The sequence below is a fragment of the Gordonia sp. (in: high G+C Gram-positive bacteria) genome (genome assembly GCF_047600385.1).
In the GTDB taxonomy this organism is placed as follows: Bacteria; Actinomycetota; Actinomycetes; order Mycobacteriales; family Mycobacteriaceae; genus Gordonia.
The window spans coordinates 1775736-1802281 of the sequence record NZ_JASGKZ010000001.1 but is presented as its reverse complement, the minus strand read 5'-3'; the positions used below and the strand labels follow the sequence as shown (position 1 = coordinate 1802281).

Annotated in this window: 7 protein-coding genes and 1 pseudogene; all 8 read right to left on the bottom strand. The window is 66.2% G+C overall.

The window, feature by feature from the left end; all coding sequences use genetic code 11:
• Positions 1 to 181: 181 nt before the first annotated feature.
• On the bottom strand, positions 182 to 1249 hold the full coding sequence (locus QM809_RS07900) for a hypothetical protein (RefSeq protein WP_415045242.1): 1068 nt from the start codon (positions 1247 to 1249) through the stop codon (positions 182 to 184).
• Positions 1246 to 2400 carry a sensor histidine kinase gene (locus QM809_RS07895; protein ID WP_415045241.1) on the bottom strand — a complete coding sequence of 385 codons (1155 nt, stop codon included), beginning with the start codon at positions 2398 to 2400 and terminating at the stop codon, positions 1246 to 1248. Before QM809_RS07895 ends, QM809_RS07900 begins: the two co-directional genes overlap by 4 nt.
• 140 nt (positions 2401 to 2540) lie before the next feature.
• Positions 2541 to 2846 carry a hypothetical protein gene (locus tag QM809_RS07890; protein WP_415045240.1) on the bottom strand — a complete coding sequence of 102 codons (306 nt, stop codon included), beginning with the start codon at positions 2844 to 2846 and terminating at the stop codon, positions 2541 to 2543.
• Between the two features lie 281 nt (positions 2847 to 3127).
• Positions 3128 to 3364, bottom strand: a complete 237-nt coding sequence (locus tag QM809_RS07885) for an MbtH family protein (RefSeq protein WP_415045239.1) — start codon at positions 3362 to 3364, stop codon at positions 3128 to 3130.
• The gene (locus tag QM809_RS07880; protein ID WP_415045238.1) at positions 3364 to 12579 is read right to left on the bottom strand and encodes an amino acid adenylation domain-containing protein; all 9216 of its coding nucleotides are present in this window, start codon (positions 12577 to 12579) and stop codon (positions 3364 to 3366) included. The genes QM809_RS07885 and QM809_RS07880 overlap by 1 nt, the downstream gene beginning before the upstream one ends.
• The gene (locus QM809_RS07875) at positions 12545 to 15259 is read right to left on the bottom strand and encodes a non-ribosomal peptide synthetase (RefSeq protein ID WP_415045237.1); all 2715 of its coding nucleotides are present in this window, start codon (positions 15257 to 15259) and stop codon (positions 12545 to 12547) included. The genes QM809_RS07880 and QM809_RS07875 overlap by 35 nt, the downstream gene beginning before the upstream one ends.
• 49 nt (positions 15260 to 15308) lie before the next feature.
• Complete coding sequence (locus QM809_RS07870) at positions 15309 to 25148, bottom strand: amino acid adenylation domain-containing protein (protein ID WP_415047037.1); 9840 nt, start codon at positions 25146 to 25148, stop codon at positions 15309 to 15311.
• A pseudogene (locus QM809_RS07865) lies at positions 25134 to 26525 on the bottom strand (amino acid adenylation domain-containing protein); the annotation flags it as partial. The gene QM809_RS07870 and the pseudogene QM809_RS07865, both read right to left, overlap by 15 nt.
• Positions 26526 to 26546: the final 21 nt, after the last annotated feature.

The following is a 26546-nucleotide window of genomic DNA, read 5'->3' as shown; positions in this document are numbered from 1 at the left end:
CGACGACGCGCCGATCATCCGCACCGCGGGTGGTCGGCGTCTCGCATCCCGGTGGTCCCCTGCGACCGCCCGACGATTCGTCGTCCCCGCTCGACCCGGTGAAGAGGGCACGCTGCACTCGCGGGCGGTCCGGGGAGCGAGAAGGGTGCCCGATCCGCCCGTGTCCGACTCCGGAAGAGGATCACTCCCAGCGCAGGCCGACCGACGTGCGCACGCAGTCGCGGCGGGTGACCGCATCGTCGTGCACCACCGTGATCAACGCGACCCGGTCACGGCCCGGGGGCAGCACCCGCGCCGTCACGGCCCCCGAGTCGACGGCCCCGAGGACCCGGATCAGTTCGCCCCGGAGTCGCTCGGCGTCGACCGCGGTGAGACCGTCGACGCCGAGCCCGCCGTCGTCGAACAGCTGAACCGAGACTCCGCGGGCCCGGGCCGCGGTGGCCGCGACACGCACCCCCTCGCTGTCCCAGGCCCGGCCGCGCACCTCGTCGCGCAGGGTGTGTTCCAGGAGCCGCAGGCGCAGCGCCTCGTGATCGTCGAAGGAGTCTCCGTCGGCGATGCGCTGCAGGATCGGTCCGACGTCGCGGGCCAGATCGTCGAGTCGTGCGTCCCGTTCGGCCTGGGTGGCCTGCCGCGCGGCGTCGTGCCGGACCGCGGCGAGTTCACGCTCGCGGAGTTCTCCCATCAGGCGCAGTATCGGCCGCAGTATCGAGGCCACGAGCACCGCGGGCAGCACCGTGCCCAGCACCCGGTTGCTCATCGGGATCACCAGTCCCGTCGACTGAGCGTGCGTGTGGGCCCACACCCCGGCGAGCACCATCGTCGCCGCCACCATGAGCACGGCGACGACGAACCGGCCGCGCAGAGCGATCACACCGGCCACCACCGCCGTCAACGACGACGGCACGGTCACCTGAACCCAGAACTCGGAGTCCGACGCCATGAACCACCAGGCGATCGCGAGCCCGCCCAGCGAGGCCGAGGCGACCACCGCCGCGGCCCAGGACGGCAACGGATCGGTGGGGATCGAGATCGCGGTCAGCACGCACAGCAGTTGGAGGACGTAGGCGAAGATCTGCGCCGCCCAGACCCAGCCCGTCGCCGGCCCGGAGGTGCCGATCATCGCGGCCGCGTAACCGACGGCCAGCACGCCCAGCGCCACCGCGACCACCGGCGAGCGCAGCCCGACCAGCGTCGGCAGTCCGGGGACGTCGTCCTCGGGGGTCTTCTCGCGTAGCGCGTCGATCATGCCCGCACCCACGCCAGCGAGACCATGGCCCCGTCGCCACGACGGGCGGCCACCTCCGCCGAACCGCCGGGCACCGACGCCATGCGCGCCCGGATCCCCACCTCGATGCCCATCCGGTCGGCCGGTACGCGTGCGGGGTCGAACCCGCGGCCGTCGTCCACCACGCGGATGCGGATGCCCTCGTCCGAGAACATCCCGACCACGGCCTGCGAGGCGTCGTCGCCCGCGTGCCGGAGGCTGTTGCCGAGGGCTTCGTCGGTGGCGTCGACCAGGGCGTCGACCGCCGCGCTCGGATAATCGCGCGGCGCCCCGTCGACGTCGAGGGAGACGGCGATGTGGTCGCCGTGCGCCACGACGTGCTCCCGCAGCCGGAGGCGCGCCTCGCGGGCGGTGACCGCGTCCGGGCGTTCCCGGACGTCGATGCCGCCGATCGCGCACAGCGCGCGCTGAGCCTGTTCCCGCTGGATCCGTGCGGGCTCGCCGGGCTGGACCGTGCGCAGCACCGCGATCACCTCGTCACGGACCACCGCGTCGAGCCGCGCCCGCTCCTCGCTGCGCGCGCTGCGGGCGGCACCGGTCGCCGCGGCGACGAGGACGCGGTCCCGGTCGTCGTCGACCCTGCGGGCGACGAGGACGGCCGCGCTGACGATCGCCAGGAACACGCCCGTCAGGGGCCCGTTGATCATGCCGCGCAGGAACTCGGCGGACAGCAGGTGTCCGGCATGGGCGTAGCTGAGCACTCCCCACATCAGCGTGACAAGGACCCCGGTGTACAGGACGGCGACGACCAGACCGCCGACCAGCGCCAGACCGAGGGTGACCATGGTCGAGGTGGTCGTGACCCAGACCGGGTTGATGACATCGGGATCGGCGAGCACACCGGTGCGGGCGACGAACCACAGCGCCAGGAGCACGATCTCCACACCGCAGGAGACGGTGACCGCCGGAGTCAGGAGACGCCGGTATCCGGCGATGCCGACGACGAGGAGGAAACCGCCCGAACCGATCAACGCGACGACGCTCAGGAGGGTCCACCAGGGCTGCACCATCTCCCGGTTGTCGACGAGAGCCCGGAAGGAGAGGAGCGGCGTCAGCAGGAGCATCACGCCGATGCAGAGCGTCGCGGCACGTTGAATCCGCCAGACGTTCATCTGTGGTACCCCCCCCCCGGCAGAAAGACGGGTGCGCGCAGCGTGCTCATCACTGGCGAGCTTACCCAGGATACAAGCGGTTCCCGAGACGTCTGAGACGATCGCTCAGCGGATTTCGACGCAGCAGGGAGGTGTGAGTACTAGACGGCCGCGATGAGCGACGTGCCGCCGTTGCCGAGACCGCGACTCATCCAGGCGATCGCGTCCGCGACCCACTGCGCCTGCTCCCCCGGAGTGAGTCCGCGAACGGCCTCGGGGAAGAAACTGATGAGGGCGGCGGCGAGCGCCGCGTTCTCGGAGAGCGCCTGACGGGCGAGGACGACGTCGTACTCCCCGATGCGATCACGCAGGTCGCCGTACGACACCGCGGTACCGCTGAAGCGGACCGCAGTCATCCAGGGCATGGCTGCTGCCCGTTGATCGATGTGGGCGAGGAGTTCACTCATTGACATCACCTGTCAGTCGTAGGTTCGGACCCTACTTCTTCTGTCCCCCATTTGTGGGACATGAGATCCAGTATTGCACTCCGACCTGCAAAAATGGAGCTTCTGAAACAATATTGTGTCAAATGACACTGTGGATACCCGATGTCTTGTGTTCCATAGTCCACCGTCATCGGCTATAACACACGCGACCGGCACGACCGGAACCGGTTCGTAACAGACCCGTGACGAGCGTGAGCCCGGCGCCGACGCGGACGGCGCCGACGACGGACTCACGGCTCCGGTCACTCGCCCGCGGCACGCTCCGCGGCGTCGCGCTCCATCGCCTCGATGAGGCTCTTGGGGCGCAGGTCGGTCCAGTTCTCCTCCACGTACTTCAGGCACGCGTCGCGGCTGTCCTCGCCGAAGACCTTGGTCCAGCCGGCGGGGACGTCGGCGAAGGTCGGCCACAGGGAGTGCTGGTTCTCGTCGTTGACGAGGACGAAGAAGCGGCCGTTCTCGTCGTCAAAGGGGTTGGTCATCAGATGTGATCCTCTCTTTCCGTTTCGTATTCTTCCATGACGGTCTTGCCGTCGAGTAAGGCAAGCCTTCGTTCAATCGCCGGACCGATCACCCGCCAGGCGGTGTCGCCGCCGAGATCGAAGTGTCCGGCGTCGACGTCGACGTTCTCCACCTCGACGTTCGCCTGGTCACGCCAGTACTCCGCCATCACCGTCGGATCGGTCTTGTCCGCGGTGGCGGTGAAGTACAGCAGCGAACCCGCCGGCGAAGCGGGAGTCCAGGTCTCGAGCAGCGGGCCGGCGTTCACGAAGCTCTCGATCACCCGGTCCACGTGTTCGGCGGTGCCCAGACTCAGTTCGACGACCCGCTTGCGGAGGACGTCCAGCACGTCGTCCATGGAGCCCTCGGCGAGGTCGTCGAGCAGATCCGTCTCGCCCAGACTGCCGAGCATGCCGCGCACCAATGCGCGGGCGTCTTCCGGGCCGGTGGCCTCGCCGTCCTCGCCGGCGGCGAAGAAGGCTCCGGCGATCGAGTCCATGAGGCCGAGCAGCCCGACCTCGCCGCCGTCGGAGCGGATGATCGTCGCCATCTCGTAGGCGATGACACCGCCCATCGACCAGCCGAGCAGATGGTACGGCCCGTCCGGCTGGATCTCGCGGATCTCCGCGACATAGCGTTCCGCCAGTTGCCGGATCGACGTCGCCGCCGGTTCTCCCGCGACCACCGACGGTTCCTGGAGCGCGAACACCGGTCGGTCGGACACGTACGGGAGTATCCCGCCGAACGCCCAACCCAGGCCGCCGGCCGGGTGGACGCAGAACAGCGGTGCCCCGGTGCCCTGGGCCCGCAGAGCAAGAACCGGGGAGACCGCCCGCGCACCGTTCACAGTGCGTACGACACCGCGAACCGTCGGAGCCGCGAAGATGTCGGCTATCGATATCCCGGCGTCGAGTGCCTCGGCGACACGTCCGACGACGCGCATCGCCGACAGCGAGTTGCCGCCCAGGTCGAAGAACGACTCGGTCGCCGACACCCGGTCGACGCCGAGGACCTCGGCGAACACCGCGGCGATCGCGATCTCCGCATCGCCTTCGGGTGCGACGTACTCACCGACCTCGATCACCGGTTCCGGCAACGCCCGCTTGTCGAGCTTGCCCACCGGAGTCAACGGCAGCGCGTCAAGCACCGTGATCGATGACGGCACCATGTGCGACGGCAGATGTTCGGCGAGGTAGGCGCGCAATCGCGCGCCGTCCACCGGGGCACCGTCATCGAGGACCACGTAGCCGGCCAGTGCCGTCGCCACCGACCCTCCGATGCCGACGACCACTGATGCCTTCACTTCGGAATGCTGGGACAGCACCGTCTCGATCTCGCCCAATTCGATCCGCAGACCGCGGAGCTTCACCTGGTCGTCGCTGCGACCGGTGTACTCGAGCGTGCGCCGACCGTCGTCATCCTGACGCCACCGCACCACGTCACCGGTCCGGTACATCCGGTCACCCGGAACACCGTACGGGTTGGCGACGAAACGCGAAGCGGTCAGCGCGGGGAGACCGACGTATCCGCGGGACAACGCATCACCGCACACATACAGTTCTCCAGGCGCTCCCACCGGAACCGGCAGGAGTTCGTCGTCGAGCACCAGGAAGCCGACACCGGCGATCGGGCCGCCGAGGTAGACCGGATCACCGACCTGCATCGGCTCGCTGATGGCCACGCCGATCGTGGTCTCGGTGGGACCGTACAGATTCTGGATCCGCGGGTAGAGCGCCCACTCATCCTTCAGTGCCTGCGGCACGGCTTCGCCACCGGCGTACACCACCCGCAGCGCGGGCAGCATCGACGGATCAAGGGTGGCCAGGACTGACGGGGTCAGGAAAGTGTGAGTGACGGCTTGACGCATCATGAAGTCCTGCAGGACCGCGCCGCCGACAGCTTCGTTCGGACGGTAGATCAGCACACCACCCGACCACGCGGCCAGAAGATACTCCAGGACTGAAGCGTCGAAACTCGGCGATGCGAACGCGAGCACACGGGAGCGCTCGTCCGATTCGGCCAGTCGCGACTCCTCCGCCGCGAAGTTCGCCAGACCGGAATGGGTCACGGCGACGCCCTTCGGACGTCCGGTCGAACCCGATGTGAAGATCACGTATGCCGTGTCGTCGACGCCGACCGGGCGAAGCAACTCATCGTCACGGATCGGCACATCGTCGAACGCCTTTATCGCCGTGGACGTCTCATCGGAATCCAACGACAACCAGTCGAATCCCCGGGACGGCAGTTCACCGGATTCGACGACCGCCAGACCGAGAGCTGCCTCGGAATCCTCCACCATGGCTTCGACCCGATCAGCCGGGTAGGTCGGATCGATCGGCACGTAACCGGCACCGGTCTTCGTCACGGCCCAGATCGCGGTCAGGAGATTCACCGAACGACCGATCGCCAGAGCCACCAGATCTTCGCTGCCCAAGCCACGGGCGATCAACCAGCGTGCGAGGCGATTGGACCGGGCATCCAGTTCGTCGTACGTGATGATCGAACCGTCGATGTCGACAACCGCTTGGCGCGGTCCCCACTTCGCCACGGTTCTCGCAAAGATCCCGCTCAACAGGATCGGGCTCTCTCCGACGCCGCTGGACACGACCGCTTCGTCGGAAGGAACGGATCGAGCGTCTCGCTCCCCTGTCGGCGATCCGGGCACAGGCGTCGCCGATAGACCCGTCACGGAGGCCGCCGTCTTCTCGTCGGACAGTTTCAGCGCCGACACCGCCGCTGACGGATCGGTCACGATCTGCTCGATCATCTCGACGAGGTGATCTGCGAACACCTGGATCGTGGCCTCATCGAAGAGGTCCGTCGCGTACACGATGCTGCCCGACCACGCCCCATCCGACTGTCCGACGGCAACCAGCACATCGACCTTCGCCGGTACATATGCATCGGCGATCGGAGAAATCGAGAGATCACCGACCCGCCCCTCGACCAGGTTCGCACCGGCCATCTCCGGGACATCGGTCTGGTTGAAGGTCAGCCAGATCTGGGTGAACGGTGCGAACGACGACGACTGCGTGGTACCGGTCGCTTCGACAATCGTCTCGAACGGCACATCCGCGTTGGCGTACGCGTCAAGGTCGGTCTTCTTCGTGTCGGCCAGTAGCGCATCGAACGTGATGCCACGCCGCACCTCGGTCCGCAAGACGAGAGTGTTGACGAACATGCCGACCAGGGAATCCAGACCTGACTGATTGCGGCCGGCGATCGGGGTACCGATAGCGATGTCACGCTGACCCGTCATCCGAGAGTAGAGGGCGGCGAGCGCCGCGTGAACCACCATGAACGACGTCGCACCGGCCTGTTCGGCGATCCGCTCGATTCCGGCAGTCACGTCTTCCGGTATCTCGAATCCGACGGCCGCGCCACGCGTGGTGGCCACCCGTGGCCGAGGTCGGTCCAGTGGGAGTTCGACCAGTTCGGGTAGACCCTCGAGTTGCTCCCGCCAGTAGTTCAGCTGCTCACCGATGATCGCCTCCGAGTCGTCCGTAGAACCGAGCACCTCGTGCTGCCAGATCGCGAAATCGGCGAACTGGTACGGCAATGCTGCGAACTCCGGAGCGCGACCTTCCGCTTCAGCGAGGTATGCGGTGAACAGGTCGGTGACCAACGGCGCCATCGACTCACCGTCGAAGGCGATGTGATGGATGACGGTGGCGATGACGTACTCATCGGCGCCGATGCCACATACCCGGATCCTGATCGGTGTCTGCACAGTGACATCGAAGCCCGTGGACAGAGACTCCTGTAGTTCGTCGAGCGAGTCGACGACGCCCCAGTCCAGCACAGCGGCGACCGTGGACTCCTCCGCGATCACCTGGTGTGGTTTGCCCTCCGTCGCTGGGAACGTCGATCGAAGGACTTCATGTCGAATGACAACATCGACGAAGGCCGCGCGCAGAGCATCGACGTCGAGAGGTCCGGTGACCCGTAGACCCATCGGAACGTTGTAGGCGTGCGAACTCGTATCGGTCTGGTTGATCAGCCACATACGCTGCTGCGCGAACGACAACGGAATCCGTTCAGGTCGTGGATCGGCCGTGACCACCGGAGGCAGGGCGTCCGATTTACCTGTGGAGGCGACAGCGAGTTGCCGCACTGTCGGCGCGTCGAACAGATCCCGCACCGACAGCTGAACACCCAGTGCGCTCGAGATCCCGGCCACCGCACGCGTCGCCGACAACGAGTTGCCGCCCAGATCGAAGAACGAAGTGTTGACACCGACCCGTTCCAGACCAAGGACATCAGCGAACACCGCGGCGATCGCCTCTTCTTCCCTGGTATCAGGAGTGGAGAGATCGTCGTTCAGAACAGTGATCTCCGGCATGGGCAGAGCCTTGAGATCAAGTTTGCCGACGGTGTTCAACGGCAGTTCGTCGATCGACACGATGTGCGACGGGACCATGAATCCCGGCAGCCGCTGGGCCGCCGCAACGGTCAGGTCCCGCGGATCCGGTTCCGTATCACCGACCGCGACGACGTAGGCGATCAACGATTTGTCGACGCCCACGACGACGGCGGTCTCCACGCCCTCCTGCTCGCTGAGGACCTGTTCGATCTCGGCCAGTTCGATCCGCTGGCCGTTGATCTTCACCTGGAAGTCGCTGCGGCCGGCGAATTCCAGCGCACCGTCGTCGTTGATGCGAACGAGATCTCCCGTGGCGTACATCCGGGATCCATCGCTCGCGATCGGGTCGGCGACGAAACTCGTCGCGGTCATGCCCGGACGACGGAGATACCCGCGGCCGAGGCCCTCGGAGGCTGAGAGATACAGTTCCCCGACCAGTCCCCGGGGCACCGGATGCAGTCGCTGATCCAGCACGTAGGCCGTGAAGCCGCGGACCGAGGTTCCGACGGTGACCGGTTCTCCCGGCGTCAGTTCGGCGGTCGACGAGATGACGGTCGCCTCCGACGGGCCGAAGTGATTGACCATCCGGCGATGCGGACCCGCCCATTTGTCGACCAGATCCGGCGCGCAGGACTCGCCGCCGACAATCAAGTTACGGAGAGATCCGGCGCGCTCGGCGTCCAGCGTCGACAGGACCGACGGCGTCACGAACGCATCGGTGATGCGCTGCGACTCGATGAGCTCGTCCAGCGCTGGACCCGCATAGGCGTCGACGGGGGCGACGACGAGTGTGTGCCCGGCTCCGAGCGCCCACAGGAGCTCGAAGAAGTAGGCGTCGAAGCTCGGCGACGACACGTGAAGGATCCGCGCGTCTGAGTGCTCGGCAGCGGTTCCGGTAACGCTGGTCAACCATGCGAGTAGCGTGGCCAGACCGGTATGACGGTTGGCGGCGGCCTTCGGGCGTCCGGTGGTCCCGGACGTGAAGACCAGGTACGCGAGGTTGTCGACGCGGACGGGACCGTTCCGATCCGCAGCGGTGAGATCCGATCCGTCGCCCTCGACGGCGAGCAGCTCGTCCGTCGTCAGCCAGCGGCAGTCGACGCCGGAGAACTCACGGTGCGAAGCCGGATCGGTGACTCCGATTCGAGACCGGGCGTCTTCGAGCATGCCCGCGATGCGCTCGTCCGGGTGCGTGGGATCGATGGCGACGAAGGCCGCGCCGGTCTTGATCACCGACCACACGACGGTGAGCGCCTCGACGGACCGATCCAGCATGACGGCGACGACGTCCTCCGGCCCGATGCCGTCGGCGATCAACGCCCGCGCGACGCGATTGGTCTGCGCTTCGAACTCGCGATAACCGATCACCCGACCGTCGGCGATCACCGCCGGCTTGTCCGGGTCGAGGTCGCGGGCGGCGAGCATGTCGACCAGGGGACGCGGCTCGACCGCCGGTGCCGTCGACGGCAGCAGTTCCGCTGCGGCGTCGGCCGGATCGACCAGAGGCACGTCACCCGCGCTCTGCGACGGGTCGGCGACGATGCCGGACAGGATCGTCGTCAACGCCGACGCCAGCACACCGGCCTGGCCCTCGGTGAAGACCGCGGGCAGGTACGTCATCCGCAGGTGGATGCCCTCAGCCGTCGGCGACGCGCTGAGATTCAACGGGTAGTGCGTCGCGTCCGTGACCTCGACGCCGACGACCTCCAAGGCGCCGTCCACGACGGAGGTGTCCACCGACGCCAGGCTGTCGTTGTCGACCGGATACGACTCGTACACGGTCAGCGTGTCGAACAGGACACTGTGACCGGCGATCCCGTTCAGTTCCGCGAGGCTCAGGTGCTGATGGTCGAGAGTCTTGACCTTGTCGGTCTGGAGTCTCTCGATCACCTCGCCGATCGACCGGGCCGGATCCACGTCCACCACGACGGGCAGAGTGTTGATGAAGAGCCCGATCATGGACTCCACACCCTCCAGCGTGGCCGGGCGGCCGGACACGGTCTCACCGAAGGTCACCACCTGATGGCCGGTCATCTTCGACAGAAGCACGGCCCAGCCCGTCTGCAGGATCGTGGTCACCGTGACACCGCGCTCTCGCGCCATCGACTCGATCTCCCGCGTGAGTTCTGATCCCAGACTCAGGTTCAGTTCACGAGGCATCGTGTCTTCTGCCACCCGGCTGTGGGCGGCGACCACGGTCGGCTCGTCGACGGGAGCCAGGACCTCGGCCCAGGCTTTCCGTCCTTCGTCGCGATCCGCTTCGGCGACCATCGTGACGAAGTCTCCGAAGTCGGCGCTGCCGGACCGTACCTGCGCCGTGTAGGCGACGTCGGTCGCGTACAGGGCGAGCAGGTCGGCGAGCACCAGCGGACCCGACCATCCGTCGAACAGGATGTGGTGATTCGTGATGACCAGGCTGCGGCGCGCACCGGACCGGACCAGTACTCCTCGAATCAGCGGCGGTGCGCTCATGTCGAACGGCACCAGCTTCTCGGTGTCCGCGATCTCGCGGATCGCCTCGTGCACCGACGCCTCGTCGTCGCCGTCGAGGTCGACGACCCGCCACGGCAGTTTCACAGTCGGCGGCACCACGGTCACCGCGACGCCGGAGGCCGTCCGCACGAAGCCCGACCGCAGTGAACGATGCTCGTCGAGAAGCCGTTGCGCGGCGTTCTCCAGGCGTCGCTCGTCGACCGCTCCTCCGAAGTGGACGACGGCCTGAGTCACATAGACGTCGACGGCGCCGACCGCCAGATCGGAAAGGAAGAAGAGCCCGGTCTGGAGCGGCGTGAGCGGCCAGACGTCCGCACCGGGGTACCGCTCGGCGAGGACGTCCAGATCGGCTTGGGTGACCGCGGTCCCGGGAACGTCGGCCGGAGAGAGACCCGGATCGCCGGCCCGGGACTGTTCGACGACCTCGGCCAGTTCCGAGACCCAACGCTCGCCGATGTCCTCGACGTCGCTCCGGGAGAGCACAGCTCCGACGAACCTCAGGTCCGCGCTGATGACCGAGCCCTCCGGGCTCGGCGATGTCGAGGCGTTGATCGACAGGACTCCCGGATGGGTCAGCAGGCCGTCCGCGGTCGAGGGGATGTTCGAAGCATCGGCGGCCGGGAACATCGGGAGCGACCCCGCCGCCGAGCCCTCGTCGGTGTCCGAGACGGTGCCACCGCGACCGCCCAGGTAGTTGAAACTGATCGACGGCGCGGGACGGGTCGCGAGTTCGTCGCTGCCGCCGTAACGGAGTCGTCCGTAACCGAGACCGTGGCCGGGACGCCCGAGTCGCTCTTCCTTCGCGGCCTTGACCGCGTGCACGACGTCCTGGCCGGGATCGACCAGCAGCGGTGACGTGGTGGTGAACCAGCCGACGGTGCGGGAGAGATCCGCACGCCGCGGGTCGGAACCGTTCTCGAGGACGTCCTCGTACCGGCCGTGTCCCTCGGTCATGACGGTGATCGGCGCGTCGTCGTCGATGCCCCGATCTTCCTGCCAACGACGGACGGCACGAGCCAGCGTGCCGAGGAGGACGTCGTCGATACTGCCGCGGAAGGCTTCGGGGACCGTCGTGAGCACCGGTTCGGTCACGACCGGCGGGATCTGGAGCACGTACGACTCGGTCTCCGACCACGGCACCGACGGCGCCTGCGGATCGGTCCCGAATCGGGTGACGGTCGTCGGGGACTTCTCGAGCCAGTAACCGAGTTCGGCGCTCACGTCCCGCTTCGACAGCGCCTCGAACCAGGCTCGCGCGGACACCGCTTCACGGCGCAGCTCGATCGGCCTGCCCTCGGACAGTTGTGCCCAGCCGGTGATGAAGTCCTCGACGATGATCGGCCACGACACCGCGTCGACGGCGAGGTGATGACCGACGATCACGATGCGGCCGGCACCGTCCTCTCCCGGCACCAGTGAGACCTCGAGGAGCCGGCCTGCGGCGGGGTCGAGTCGACCCAGGAGTTCGCCGCCCGCGGCCTCGGCATCGGTGTCCGATACCCGCACCGATGCGACGGCATCGAACGGGAGCCCGGAATCGAATGCCCATCCGTCGCCCTCGCGAATCAGTCGTGCCGACGGCATCGGATGCGCCTCGACGACGGCCGAGACGATCGCGCGCAGCTGATCGATGGTGATGTCGTCGGGGGCGACGAGCGTCGACGACTGGTTGAAGTCACGGAACACCTCCGGTGAGGACGCTCCGTCGACCATCCAGGAGACGATCGGCGGGAGCACGACCGATCCCATTCCACCGCCCTCCGGCTCGTCCAGCGGCGGGACCGCCGGACCGCCCGCTTCCGCTGCGGCGGCGATCGCCCGGACCGTCTTGTGTTCGAAGACGTCTCGGGGCGTCACGATCAGACCGGCGGCCTTCGCCGCGGACGCGACCTGGATCGACATGATCGAGTCGCCGCCGAGAGCGAAGAACGATTCGGTGACGCTCAGCTGCTCCACGCCGAGCAGACCGCCGAGGATGTTCGCGAGCAACCGCTCCGTCTCGGTCTCCGGGGCCACGTACTCGGCGCGTCGTTCCTCCGCATCCGGGCGTGGCAGCGCGTCACGGTCCAGCTTCCCCGCGGGAGTCCGGGGGATCTCGTCGATCACCAGGAACTGAGCGGGCACCATGTGGGCGGCCAATCGTGCTCCGGCCTGCTCCGCGACGGCATCGGTGTCGATCGATGCTCCGGAAGCGGTGATCAGGTACGCGACGAGCCGGGTGTGCTTCCGACCGTTCTGCTCCGTGTCGTGTCCGACGACGACGGCCTGCGCGACCCCGGACTGCGCAGCCAGCACGGCCTCGATCTCACCGAGTTCGACGCGCTGGCCGTTGATCTTCACCTGGTGGTCGGCACGGCCGGCGAACTCGAAGACCGCCCTTGGCTCCGATCTTGACCAGGTCTCCGGTCGAGTACATGCGCTCGCCCGGCTCGCCGAACGGATCGGCGACGAAAGCGACCGCGGTCAGGTCCGGGCGACCGAGGTAGCCGCGCGCCAGTCCCGGAGCCGACAGGTACAGCTCGCCGACCACGCCGCGCGGCACCTCGTGCAGACGTGCGTCGAGCACGCGTGCGGTGAAACCGTCGACGGGTTTGCCGATGGTGATCGGTTTACCGGCCAGCATGCGAGCCTTCGTCGCCCAGACGGTGGTCTCGGAAGGTCCGTAGAAGTTCCAGAGACGACGGCCGCGGGCCGCCCAGCGCTCGACCAGTTCCGGCGGGCACGCCTCGCCCGCCGTCGCCAGATTCCGGACCGTCTCCCCCGCTTCGGGATCGACGGTCGCCAGCACCGACGGCGTGATCACCATGTCGGTGACCTCGCCGTCGCGCAGCACCGCGTCGAGCGCTTCGCCCGCGTAATCCGACTGCGGCGCCACCACGAGGGTGTGCCCGGCGGTGATCGCCCACGCCATCTCGAAGAACGACGCATCGAAACTGGGCGAGGCGACGTGCAGGATCCGGGTGTCCGGATCGTCGTCGAGCGAACCGGTGACCGACTCGTAGCCGCCGACCAGGTCGGCGATGCCCGCGTGCGAGACCGCGACGGCCTTGGGGCGACCGGTCGAACCCGAGGTGTAGATCAGGTACGCGAGATTGCTCAGGCGGATCGAGAAACCGCGGTCCTGCGGGGTGACGTCGTCACCCGAATCCGCTTCCGTTTCGAGCTCGGGAAGATCGACCCAGCTGCAGGCCGACTCCCCGAGGCGGTTCCGGACCCCGCCGGTGGTGATGCCGAACTCGACCGACGAATCGTCGAGCATGTACGCGATGCGCTCGTCCGGGTAGGCCGGGTCGATCGACAGATACGCCGCACCCGACTTGATGACGCCCCAGACGGCGATCACCGAGTCCATGCTGCGTTCCATGCCGACCGCGACGACGTCCTCGGCGGTGACCCCGCGGGCGAGCAGGGCACGCGCCACGCGGTTCGTCCGCTCCTCGAAGTCCTCGTAGGAGACCTCGACGTCACCGCAGATCAGTGCCGGATGGTCGGGGTCGAGTTCCCGTTCGGCGAGGACGTCGACGAGGGTTCCCTCGTCGACGTGTGCGTCGGCGAGCGGAGCCGACGTGCGGGAAGCGGTCGCCTTCCGCACGGAGCCCGCCGAGGTCGCCGCGGTCGCCGGGGCGCCGACGATGTCGATGTCGCCGATCGCGATGCTCTGGTCGTCGACCATCGCCGAGAGCACGCGACGGTACACGTCCGCGAAACGCTCGACCGTCGACGGGTCGAACAGCGCCTTCGAGTACAGGAACTCGACCGACATCGGCGTCGTCGTGCCGGGTCCGTGCACCAGGACCATGAGATCGAACTTGGCTTCGATCTCGCCCGTGTCGATCGGCTCGATGCCGATGCCCGTCGTCGAGGCCTCCGTCTCGACCGGCTCCTCCGCATCGATGTACGTGAAGGCGATCTGCGCCAGCGGCGAATAGGCCGGGGTTCGGGCCGGGGCGAGGATCTCGACGAGATCGTCGAACTGGATGTCGGCGTTCGTGAAGGCGTCGAGAACGTCGGTTCTGACGGCATCCAGCAGGTCGGCCACCGGACGTGAAGGCGTGGTGTCGGCCCGCAGGACCAGCGTGTTGACGAACATGCCCACCAACTCGTCGATCGCCGCGTGGGTGCGGCCGGCCGTCGGCGTCGCGATCACGGTGTCCGACGTGGCCGCCAGTCGAGCGACCGTGGCCGCCAGTGCCGCGTACGTGACCATGAACGGAGTCGCCCCGGTCGCCCGGCAGAGCTCGTTCACTCGGTCGGCCAGTTCGTCGTCGAACGTCGCCCGGACTTCGGCACCGCGGTTGTCGAACACCCGCGGACGCGGACGGTCCATCGGCAGATCCGTGACCTCGGGAAGACCTCGGAGATGCTCACGCCAGTAGGCTGCCTGACGCCCGAGCGGAGTCTCCGGATCCGACGGAGCGCCGAGCACCTCGTGCTGCCAGAGCGCGAAATCGGCGTACTGGATCTCGAGTGCGGGGAGCTCGGCGGTGCGCTCTTCGATGTATCGGCCGTACGCGGTCACCAGATCGCGCAGGAACACCGGCGTCGACTCACCGTCGAAGGCGATGTGATGCACGACGACGGCCAACTCCACGGTGCCCTCGGTGTAGCGGACGCGCCCGCGGATCGGGAGTTCGGTCGTCAGATCGAAACCGGAGGTCACGGTGGCGATGAGCTCGTCGAGGTCGTCGGTCTCCGCCCAGTCGAGCATGGCTTCGAACCGACCGGCCGGGACCACCTGCTGACGCGGGTCGGCTCCTTCACCGGGGAAGAGCGTGCGCAGCACCTCATGACGACCGATCGTCGCGAGGAAAGCGGCGTTCAGCGCATCCCGATCGACGTCTCCGGTCAGTCGCACCGCCATCGGGATGTTGTATGTCGCCGAGGTGGTATCGAGCTGGTTGAGCAGCCACATCCGCTGCTGAGCGAACGACAGAGGAATCTGGTCCGGCCGCGGCACCACCGCCACCACCGGCGGCAACGCCGCAGCCTTACCCGCCAATGCCGCAGCGAGCTCACGCACACTCGGCGCATCGAACAGATCACGGATCGACAATCCGACGCCCAACGCTTCACCGGCTCGCGCCACCAGAGCGCATCGCCGACAACGAGTTACCGCCCATGTCGAAGAACGACTCCGTCACCGACACCCGATCCACACCGAGCACGTCGGCGAACACCGCGGCCAGTTTCTCCTCGACCTCACCCGCCGCAGCCACATACTCGGCCACGGTCGACGACAGATCTGGCTCCGGCAGAGCCCGCCGATCAAGCTTGCCCGCGGTGTTGAGAGCGACCTCGTCCAAGAGGGTCCACACCGTCGGACGCATGTACTCCGGCAACGACTCGGCGATGTGGACCTTCACCGCACCCAGATCCACGTTCGAGGGAGAGACGAACCCGGCCAACACCTGACCACCGGCCGGCGACGTCACGACGGCCGCGGCCGCGTGCACCACACCCGGCGCCGCCGCCAACACGGCCTCGATCTCACCGAGCTCGATCCGCTGACCACGCAGCTTCACCTGGAAATCCGTACGACCCAGATACTCGATGTCCCCGCCGACCAGACGCCTGACGAGGTCACCGGTGCGATACAAACGCGCACCGGGAGCACCGTACGGATCCGGAACGAACCGCTCGGCGGTCAGGTCCGGGCGAGCCGCATACCCGCGGGCCACCTGAACGCCGCCGAGGTACAACTCTCCGGGCACACCGTCTGGGACAGGGGCGAGGCGATCGTCGAGGACGAGCATGGTGGTGTTCCACACCGGCTTGCCGATGGTCACCACCTCCGGTGCCGCCGAGACGTCGGCCCAACCGACCTCGACCGCGGCCTCCGTCGGACCGAACAGATTGTGGATCCCGATCCACGGCCAGATCTCATGCGCGGTCTTCACCGTCGCCGGCGGCAGCGCCTCACCCGAGGCGAACAACCACTTCAACGACGTCAACGACGCCAACTTCTCCCGATCGACCACATCCAAGAACACCGAGAGCATCGACGGCACGAAATGCACCGACGTCGCCTGCGACTCGGCGATCAGGTCGGCGATGTATCCCGGCTCACGATGCCCGTCCGGCCTCGCGATCACCACCGTCGCACCGCTCATCAGCGGTGCGTAAAGTTCCGGCACCGACACGTCGAACGTGTACGGCGTCTTCAAGACGATGCGATCACCCGCGCTCCACCCGAACGCATCCAAACCCCACCAGAGTCGGTTGAGGACCGACCCATGGCTCACGGTCACACCCTTCGGTGTCCCCGTCGAACCCGACGTGAACAACGTGTACAGGGCGTTCTCACCCCGCAGCGGAGCGACACGTTCGGAATCGGCGATCGGCTTCACACCTTCCGGTACCGGACCAGAGGCATCGACCTCGACGAGATCGATGAACCCCACCCCGACGAGCCCCTCGATCGGTTCAGGCTTCGTGCCGGCTGCCACCAGCGCCAGACGCACACCGGCCGTCGAGAACATGTATTCAGCGCGGTCGGCCGGCGCACCGGTGTCGACCGGCACGTACTGACCACCCGCCGCCGTCACCGCATGAATCGCCACCAGCAGTTCCACACCGCGGTCGATACACACACCCACCGCGACGTCCGGCCCCACACCCGCGGCGATCAACTCACGCGCCAGCACCGCGACCCGGGACCCGAACTCGCCGTACGACACCTCACGACCCTCGAACGAGAGCGCCACCGCCTCCGGGGCCTTCACCACCTGCGCAGCGACCGCATCGGCCACCGAACCGGCCGGAGTCGACTCCGCCGGACCCGTCGCCGCAACCAACGCCGCCCCCCGCTCAGCGGGATCGACGATCGGAGCATCACCGACCGCGGTGGACGGAGCAGAAGTCAGTTCACTCAACACCCTGACGAATACATCGGCGAACCACTGCGCAGTGGACTCATCGAACAAATCCACTGTGGCGATCAACGAACCGGACCAGTCCTGACCCGCCTGCGCAGTATTGACGTTGAACGTCAAATCCACCTGAGCAGGCGTCACCGGCGGAGCCAACGGCTCAACAGAGATCCCCGCGATCTCCGCACTCGCCTGCGACGCCGACGCAGCCGGATCGAACGACAACATCACCTGCGCCAACGGCGCAAACGACTCACTACGCACCGGATCCAAAGCCTCGACCACCGACTCGAACGGCACATCCTGATGCGCCAACGCATCAAGATCCGAAACCCGAACCTGATCGACCAGATCAGCGAACGACATCGACGTGTCCACACGAGCACGCAGCACCAGCGTGTTCACGAACATGCCCACCAGCGAATCGAGCTCAGTCTTGCCACGTCCCGCCACCGGAGTCACGACCGCGATGTCCTCGGTCGCCGACAACCGGGCGAGCAACACCGACAACGCCGCATGAACCACCATGAACGGCGTCGCACCCGACACCTGACTGAACTCCGTGACTCGAGCCGCAACCTCCGCTGGGATCGTGAAATCCACACCCGTACCGACATACGACGCGACCGCCGGACGCGGACGATCCGCCGGCAACTCCAACACATCCGGAATCCCCGCCAACGCCTCCCGCCAATACGCGAGCTGACGCCCCGACACCGAACTCGGATCGTCAGGAGAACCCAACACCTCATGCTGCCAGATCGCGAAATCCGCGAACTGCACCGGCAACGGAACGAACCGCGGAACCTCACCCACCACACGCGCCGCATACGCCGTCAACACATCAGTCATCAACGGCAACATCGACTCACCGTCGGCACCGATATGATGACCCACCACCGCGAACAGGAAACCGTCGCCCTCGGGATACACGACCACCCGAATCGGCCACTGCGACGTCACATCGAAACCAGCCGCCACCGCAGAAGTGAAACCCTCCAGCGAACCGACAGCGATCCACGGCAGACCAGCCTCCACCGACGACTCCGGCGCAATCACCTGCACCGGCACACCCTCGGAATCAGGGAACGTCGTCCGCAACACCTCATGACGACAGACGACATCGACCACCGCCGCACGCAGAAAATCGAGGTCCACCGCACCGGACAACCGCATCACCGCCGGAATATTGTACGTCGGCGCAACCGGATCCAAACGATTGATGAACCACATCCGCTGCTGAGCAAACGACAACGGCACCCGACCCGGACGCGGCACCACCCTCGTCACCGGCGGCAACGACACAGCCTTACCCACAGACGCCACCGCCAACGCACGCACCGTCGGCGCATCGAACAAATCACGAATCGACAACTCGACACCGAGCGATTCACCGGCCCTGGCGACCAGACGCATCGCCGACAACGAGTTACCACCCAGATCGAAGAACGAGGTGTTGACACCGACACGCTCCACACCAAGGACATCAGCGAACACCGCGGCGATCGCCTCTTCAGCCTCCCCCACTGGGGCGACATACTCGGTCGTAGTCGACGACAGATCCGGTTCCGGCAACGCACGACGATCCAACTTGCCCGCCGTGTTCAACACCACCTCATCGAGCAGCATCCACACCGACGGACGCATGTACTCCGGCAACACCCCCGCCGCATGCGCCTTCACTGCATCCAGATCCACTGACGTCGGCGACACATACCCCACCAGAAACTCCGCACCTGCAGACGACGCCGCCACCGACGCCGCCGCATGAACCACACCCGGAACCCCCGCGATCACCGACTCGACCTCACCGAGCTCGATCCGCTGACCACGCAATTTCACCTGGAAATCGGTGCGACCCAGATACTCGATATCCCCGCCGACCAGACGCTTCACCAGATCACCGGTGCGATACAAACGTGCACCGGAACCACCGTACGGATCAGCCACAAACCGCTCCGCCGTCAAATCCACACGCGCCGCATACCCCCGCGCCACCTGCACACCACCGAGATACAACTCACCCGGTACACCCACCGGAACCGGCCGCAATCGGTCATCGAGGACGAATGCCGTCGTGTTCGCGACCGGACGACCGATCGTCACCGACTTGACATCAGCCCCGATACGAGCCGCCGTGACATCGACAGCGGCCTCGGTAGGACCGTACAGATTGTGCAGACCCAGCCCAGGCAGACGACCCAGCAGCTCCCGCGCAGTCCCGGCCGGCAACGCCTCGCCGGAGGTGAACATCAGACGCAACGACATCAACCCACCGACCCGATCACCGAGAACATCGAGGAACACCGACAGCATTGATGGCACGAAATGCACCACCGACACCGACTCCTCACCGATCGTCTCGGCCAGATACGCCGGATCCCGATGCCCATCCGGACGAGCAACCACCAACGGCGCACCCACCAGGAACGGCAGATACAACTCCCACACCGACACATCGAACGTGTACGGAGTCTTCAACAGGAACCGATCGTCGACACCGATGCCGTAATCGTCACGCATCCACACCAGCCGGTTCACCACCGACGCATGAGAGACCGTCACGCCCTTCGGTGTCCCCGTCGAACCCGACGTGAACAACGTGTACAGGGCATTCCCACTCCGCAACGGAGCCGACCGCTCCACATCGGTGACTGGAGAGACCGACAGATCCACCTCACCAGACGCATCCACCTCGACCAGCTCGACACCAGCCAAACCCGCCACCGCCTCGGGTGCGCTCCCCGCGGCCACCAACACCAACCGCACACCCGCCGTAGCGAGCATCGACCCCGCACGATCAGCCGACGCCCCCGTATCCACCGGAACATACTGACCACCAGCAGCAGTCACCGCATGAACAGCCACCAACAACTCGACACCACGCTCGATACACACACCCACAGCCGCCTCCGGCCCCACACCCACAGCGATCAACTCACGCGCCAACACCGCCACACGCGCACCGAACTCGCCATACGACACCTCACGACCCTCGAACAAGAGTGCGATCTTCTCCGGAGCCTCAACCACCCGCGCCGCCACCGCATCAGCGACCGAACCAGCAGGAACCTCCGCCACCGGACCGGTCCCAGCGACCAACGCCGCCCCCCGCTCAACCGCTGTGAGCATCGGCGCATCACCGACCGCCAGACCCGGATCAGCCGTCAACACATCAAGCAGAGCCACGAAACGACTCGCCAAAATCTGAACCGCGGATTCATCGAACAGCTCCGTCGCATAGACGACAGAGCCCAACCAATCCGCACTCTCCGACCTTGACGACACACTGAACGTGAGGTCAACCTGCGCGGAGATGATCGGCGGATCCACCAGATCGGCGGTCAGCCCCGTGACCTCGACCTGATCCTGTGCCGCCGACGCACCCGGATCGAACGACAACATCACCTGCGCCAACGGCGCAAAGGCCTGGCTTCGGACCGGATCCAACGCCTCAACCACCGACTCGAACGGCACCTCCGCATGCCCGAAAGCACCCAGATCGGTCTCCCGCACCTGCTCCAGAAGATCAGCGAACGACATCGACGAATCAACCCGAGCACGCAACACCAAGGTGTTGACGAACATGCCCACCAACGCATCAAGCTCAGCCTGACCACGACCGGCCGTCGGAGTCGCGATCGCGATGTCCTCGGTCCCCGACAACCGCGCGAGCAGTACTGCGAGAGCGGCATGGATAACCATGAACGGTGTCGTACCCGTGTCACGAGCCAGTGTCGCTATCCGGTCACCGGCCACCGCGGGAATCACGAATGAAACCTGAGCACCGATATGCGAGGCGACCGCCGGCCGCGGACGATCCATCGGCAGATCCAACACATCCGGAACACCAGCCAACTGCTCACGCCAATACCCGACCTGACGACCGACCACCGACTCCGGATCCGAAACCGAACCCAGCACCTCATGCTGCCAAATCGCATAATCAGCGATCTGCACCGGCAACGGGACGAATTGCGGCTCCTGCCCAACCATTCGCGCCGCATACGAAGTCAGCATGTCAGTGATCAGCGGCAACATCGACTCACCATCAGCAGCGATATGGTGCGCCACCACAGCGAACAAGAACTCCCCATCACCAAGACGATGGATGATCGCCCGCAACGGCCACTGCCAGGACACATCGAAACCAGCCGACGCAGCCCGCTCCAGTTCCTCGACCGAAGCGACCTCAAACCACGGCAGACCGGACTCGACCGCCGACTCCGGCGCCACCACCTGCACCGGCTCACCCTCGACGTCCGGGAACGTGGTCCGCAACACCTCATGACGACGCACCACATCAGCCACCGCCACACGCAACGCATCCACGTCCAGAGTTCCGGTCAACCTCAACACCGCCGGAATATTGTACGTCGGCGCCTCCGGCTCGAACTGGTTGATGAACCACATGCGCTGCTGAGCAAACGACAACGGCACCCGCTCCGGACGCGGCACCACCGCCACCACCGGCGGCAACGCCTCCGACTTACCCACCGACGCCACAACCAACTCACGCACCGTGGGGGCGTCGAACAAATCCCGCACATTCAACTCAACACCCAGAGCCTCACCAGCCCTCGCCACCAGACGCATCGCCGACAACGAGTTACCACCCGCATCGAAGAACGACTCCGTCACCGACACCCGATCCACACCCAACACATCCGCGAACACCGCCGCGAGCTTCTCCTCCACCTCACTCTCCGGAGCGACGTACTCGGCCTCCAAAGAACCGAACTCCGGCACCGGAAGAGCCTTCCGATCAATCTTGCCCGCCGTATTCAACGCGATATCGTCCACGACCATCCACACAGTCGGAACCATGTACCCCGGCAAAGCCCCCGCCACAGAAACCTTCACAGCCTCCACATCCAAAGACTCCCCCGGACCCGCACACACATAACCCACCGAATGCTCACCACCATCCGGCGACGACGCCACCGTCACCGCCGTATGCACCACACCCGGCGCCGCCGCAAGAACAGCCTCGATCTCACCCAACTCGATACGCTGACCACGCAACTTGATCTGGAAATCCGTACGACCCAAATACTCCAACACACCGCCCGAGAGACGACGCACCAGATCACCCGTCCGATACAACCGCGCACCCGAAACACTGTGCGGATCAGCCACGAAACGCTCCGCCGTCAAATCCGGACGCCCCGCATACCCCCGCGCCAACTGCACACCACCCAGATACAACTCACCCGGCACACCCACAGGAACCCGCTGAAGACGCGAATCCAACACCACCGCCGAAGAATTCCACACCGGAACACCGATCGGCACCGTCGAATCCTCCGCACGGACCTCACCGATGCTCTGATAAGTGATCTCCACCGCAGCCTCAGTCGGACCATACAAGTTGTAGAACAACGCATCCGGCCACACCTCACGAGCCGGAGCAGCCACCGCCGGCGGCAACGCCTCACCCGTCGCCGACACGATCCGCACCGACGTCAAAGACGCCAACAACTCACGCGGAACCACATCCAAAAACACCGACAACATCGACGGCACGAAATGCACCATCGTCGCACCCGTACGCACAATCTCCGACGCCACATACACCGGCTCCAAATGCCCACCCTGCCTCAACACGACAAGAGCGGCACCCACCATCAACGGCGCAAACAACTCCGGCACCGAACAATCGAACGTGAACGGCGTCTTCTGCACCACCACATCACTACCGTCGATCGGCAACTCATCCAAACCCCACCACAAACGATTCAACACCGCCCCATGCGACAGAGTCACACCCTTAGGCATACCCGTCGAACCCGACGTGAACAGCGTATAAACAGCCGAATCACCAGTCAGACGACCACGACGCTCACCCACAGAAATCGGCGCACACCCAGCAGCAGCAACATCGATCTCACCCGAAGCATCCACCCCGAGCACCGGCACACCCACAGCCTCAGCAGCAGACAAAGCCTCCACCGCGACACCACGATCAGAGACCAACATCAGCTTCACCTGAGCCGTCTCAAACATGTACTTCACACGATCGGCCGGAGTACCCAAATCCACCGGCACATACTGACCACCCGCAGCAACAACCGCATGCACCGCGACCATCATCTCCACCGACCGCGGCACCGCCACAGCAACAGCCACATCCGGCCCCACACCCGCCGCAATCAACTCACGAGCAAACCCATTAACCCGAGCACCGAACTCCCCATACGAGACCACACGCTCACCAAACACCAACGCCCGCGCATCCGGAGTCCTCGCCACCTGCGCAGCAAGCACATCACCCACCGACACAAACCCCGGCAACGACCGCTCAGAACCCCACTCCCATGCCGACTCAGCAGCCACATCCTCGGGAGCCAGCAGATCCACGTCACCCACAGCCACCGACGGATCAACAGTCACACCATCAAGCACCGCCACCAAACGAGCAGCGAACAACTCAACCGTCGACGCATCAAACAAATCCGTGGCATAGACGATCGAACCACTCCACACCTGATCAGCAGTCGTGGACACCGTGATGTACAAATCCAACTGAGCCGGCACCTGCTCGGACTCCACCGCCGAGAACTCCAGACCCGCAACCGCCACATCGACATCCCGCGCCGAAGCACCCGGATCAAACGACAACAACACCTGCGCCAACGGCGCAAACGCCTCCGACCGCACCGGATCAACCGCATCGACCACAGCCTCAAAAGGCACATCCGCATGCGCAAACGCATCCAGATCCGTCTTCCGCACCTGCCCCAACAAATCAACGAAACTCATCGACGAATCAACCCGCGCCCGCAACACCAACGTGTTCACGAACATACCGATCAACCGATCCAGCTCAGCCTGACCACGACCAGCAATCGGCGTCGCCACCGCAACATCATCAGTCGCCGACAACCGCGACAGGAGTACCGAGAGCACCGCGTGGACGACCATGAACGGCGTCACACCGAACCGCTCAGCCACCGCCTCGACCCGTTCCGCGATATCCCGGGGAATCTCGAAATCGACCTGGTGTCCTTCGTGCGAAGCACTCGACGGACGCGGACGATCAGCCGGCAACGACAAGACATCCGGCAATCCGGCAAGCTGTTCGGTCCAGTAACCGAGCTGACGCCCCACCACCGACGACGGATCCTCCGGCGACCCCAGCACCTCATGCTGCCAAATCGCGAAATCAGCGAACTGCAACGGCAACGGAGCGAACTCCGGGACCCGATCCTCGACTCGCGCCGAATACGCCGTCAGCAAATCGGTCACCAACGGCAACTGCGACTCACCATCACTGGCGATGTGGTGAGTGATCACCGCCAGGACGTGTTCGTCCGAAGCGACCTCCCACACCCGAACACGGATCGGCCACTCCGACACCAGATCGAACCCGGCCATCACCGCAGCCTCGACCTCGGCCCGCGAACCGACCACCGCCCAATCAAGACGCGCCGCGACCGACGAAGTCTGAGCGACCGACTGCGCGGGAACACCATCCCGGTCTGGGAAGACGGTGCGCAACACCTCATGCCGGACGACGACATCGACCAACGCCGCGTGCAACGCCTCCACGTCCAGACCACCGCGAACCCGCAACACCGTCGGCACGTTGTACACCGGAGACACAGGATCCAAACGATTGATGAACCACATCCGCTGCTGAGCAAACGACAAAGGAACCTGGCCCGGACGCGGCACCACCGCCACCACCGGCGGCAACGCAGGCGTGTTGCCTTCGACCGAGCGGACGAGTTCGCGGACCGTCGGCGCCTCGAAGACCTCTCGAACGGTCACCATCACACCGAGCGCCTCGGCGGTGCGAGCGGCGACCCGAGTAGCCGCCAACGAGTTGCCGCCGATGCCGAAGAAGGAATCCTCGACGGACACCCGTTCGACACCGAGCACGTCGGCGAACACCGCGGCGACCGCGGCCTCGTTCTCGGAGTCGGGGGCGACGTATTCGCGCTCCCCGAGTTCAGGCTGCGGCAGTTCGCGCCGCGCGACCTTGCCCGCATCGTTCAGCGGCAGTTCGTCGAGCAGCACCCATTGGGTGGGCCTCATGTACTCGGGCAGCCGCGCCGCCATGGCATCGGCGACCGCGTCGAGGTCGACGTCCGCCGGCGAGAGATAGCCGACGAGCTGGGCGCCGGCGGGGAACTCGACGACGGCGGCGGCCGCGTTCACGACACCGGGGGCGCTCGCGAGGACCGCCTCGACCTCGCCGAGTTCGAGTCGCTGGCCGCGGAGTTTCACCTGGAAGTCGGTGCGGCCAAGGTACTCGATCTCACCGGCCTTGTTCCAGCGCACCAGGTCGCCGGTGCGGTACAGGCGTTCGCCGGAGACGCCGAACGGATCGGCGACGAAGCGTTCGGCGGTCAGATCCGGGCGCGAGGCGTAGCCGCGCGCCAACTGGACGCCGCCGAGGTACAGCTCTCCGGGCACCCCGACGGGAACCCACTGCAACCACCGGTCGAGGACGTACACGGTGGTCGCCGGAACCGGCCCGCCGATCGGCACGGTCTGGTCGTCGAGGGTGACGTGATGCGCGGTCACGTCGACGGCGGCTTCGGTCGGGCCGTAGAGGTTCTGCAGTTCCAGTCGGGGAAGCGACTCCAGCACGCGATGGGCGACCGGCGCGGTCAGCGCCTCACCGGAGGTGAACAGGACGCGCAGGGAGGTCAGGTCCGCCAGCCGGTCGCCGAGGGTGTCGGCGAAGGCCGTGAGCATCGACGGGACGAAGTGGACGACGCTGATCCGCTCCCGCTCGACCAGGTCGGCCAGGTAGGCGGGGTCGCCGTGTCGTCCGGGTTCGGCGATGACCGTGGTCGCGCCGACCGCGGCGGGCAGGAACAGCTCCCACACCGACACGTCGAAGGTGATCGGCGTCTTCTGGACGAAGACGTCGTCGCTGCCGAGCGAATACCAGTCGCGCATCCACTCCAGGCGGTTGGCGATCGCGCGGTGCGTCACCGTCACGCCCTTCGGACGCCCCGTGGAACCCGAGGTGAAGAGGGTGTACGCGGCGTCGTCGGGATGCACCGGGCGGACCCGGTCGGCGTCGGTGATCGGTGCGGCCTCGGGGACCGGACCGTTCGCGTCGACCTCGACGACCCGCACGTCGTCGAGCCCGGCGACCACGCCGGGGATCGCACCGGCGACGACGAGCACATGCGTGCTGCCCGCCGTCTCGATCATGTACTCCACGCGGTCGGCCGGGGCGTCGACGGCGAGCGGCACGTAGGCGCCGCCGGCGACCGTGATCGCGTGCAGAGCGACCATCAGCTCCACCGACCGCGGCATGGCCACGGCGACGGAGACCTCGGGGCCGACCCCGGCGGCGATCAGGGTCCGGGCGAGGTCCGCGACCCGAGCGGTGAACTCGTCACGGGAGACCTTCCGGTCGCCGAAGACAAGGGCGACGGCCCCGTTCGATTCCACCTTTGCACTCTCCTCATCTCG

Coding starts and splice junctions, on each gene's coding strand:
- QM809_RS07885 (WP_415045239.1), bottom strand. CDS start 3,364: ATGACCAACCCCTTTGACGACGAGAACGGCCGCTTCTTCGTCCTCGTC.
- QM809_RS07890 (WP_415045240.1), bottom strand. CDS start 2,846: ATGAGTGAACTCCTCGCCCACATCGATCAACGGGCAGCAGCCATGCCC.
- QM809_RS07900 (WP_415045242.1), bottom strand. CDS start 1,249: ATGATCGACGCGCTACGCGAGAAGACCCCCGAGGACGACGTCCCCGGA.
- QM809_RS07870 (WP_415047037.1), bottom strand. CDS start 25,148: ATGAGGCCCACCCAATGGGTGCTGCTCGACGAACTGCCGCTGAACGAT.
- QM809_RS07895 (WP_415045241.1), bottom strand. CDS start 2,400: ATGAACGTCTGGCGGATTCAACGTGCCGCGACGCTCTGCATCGGCGTG.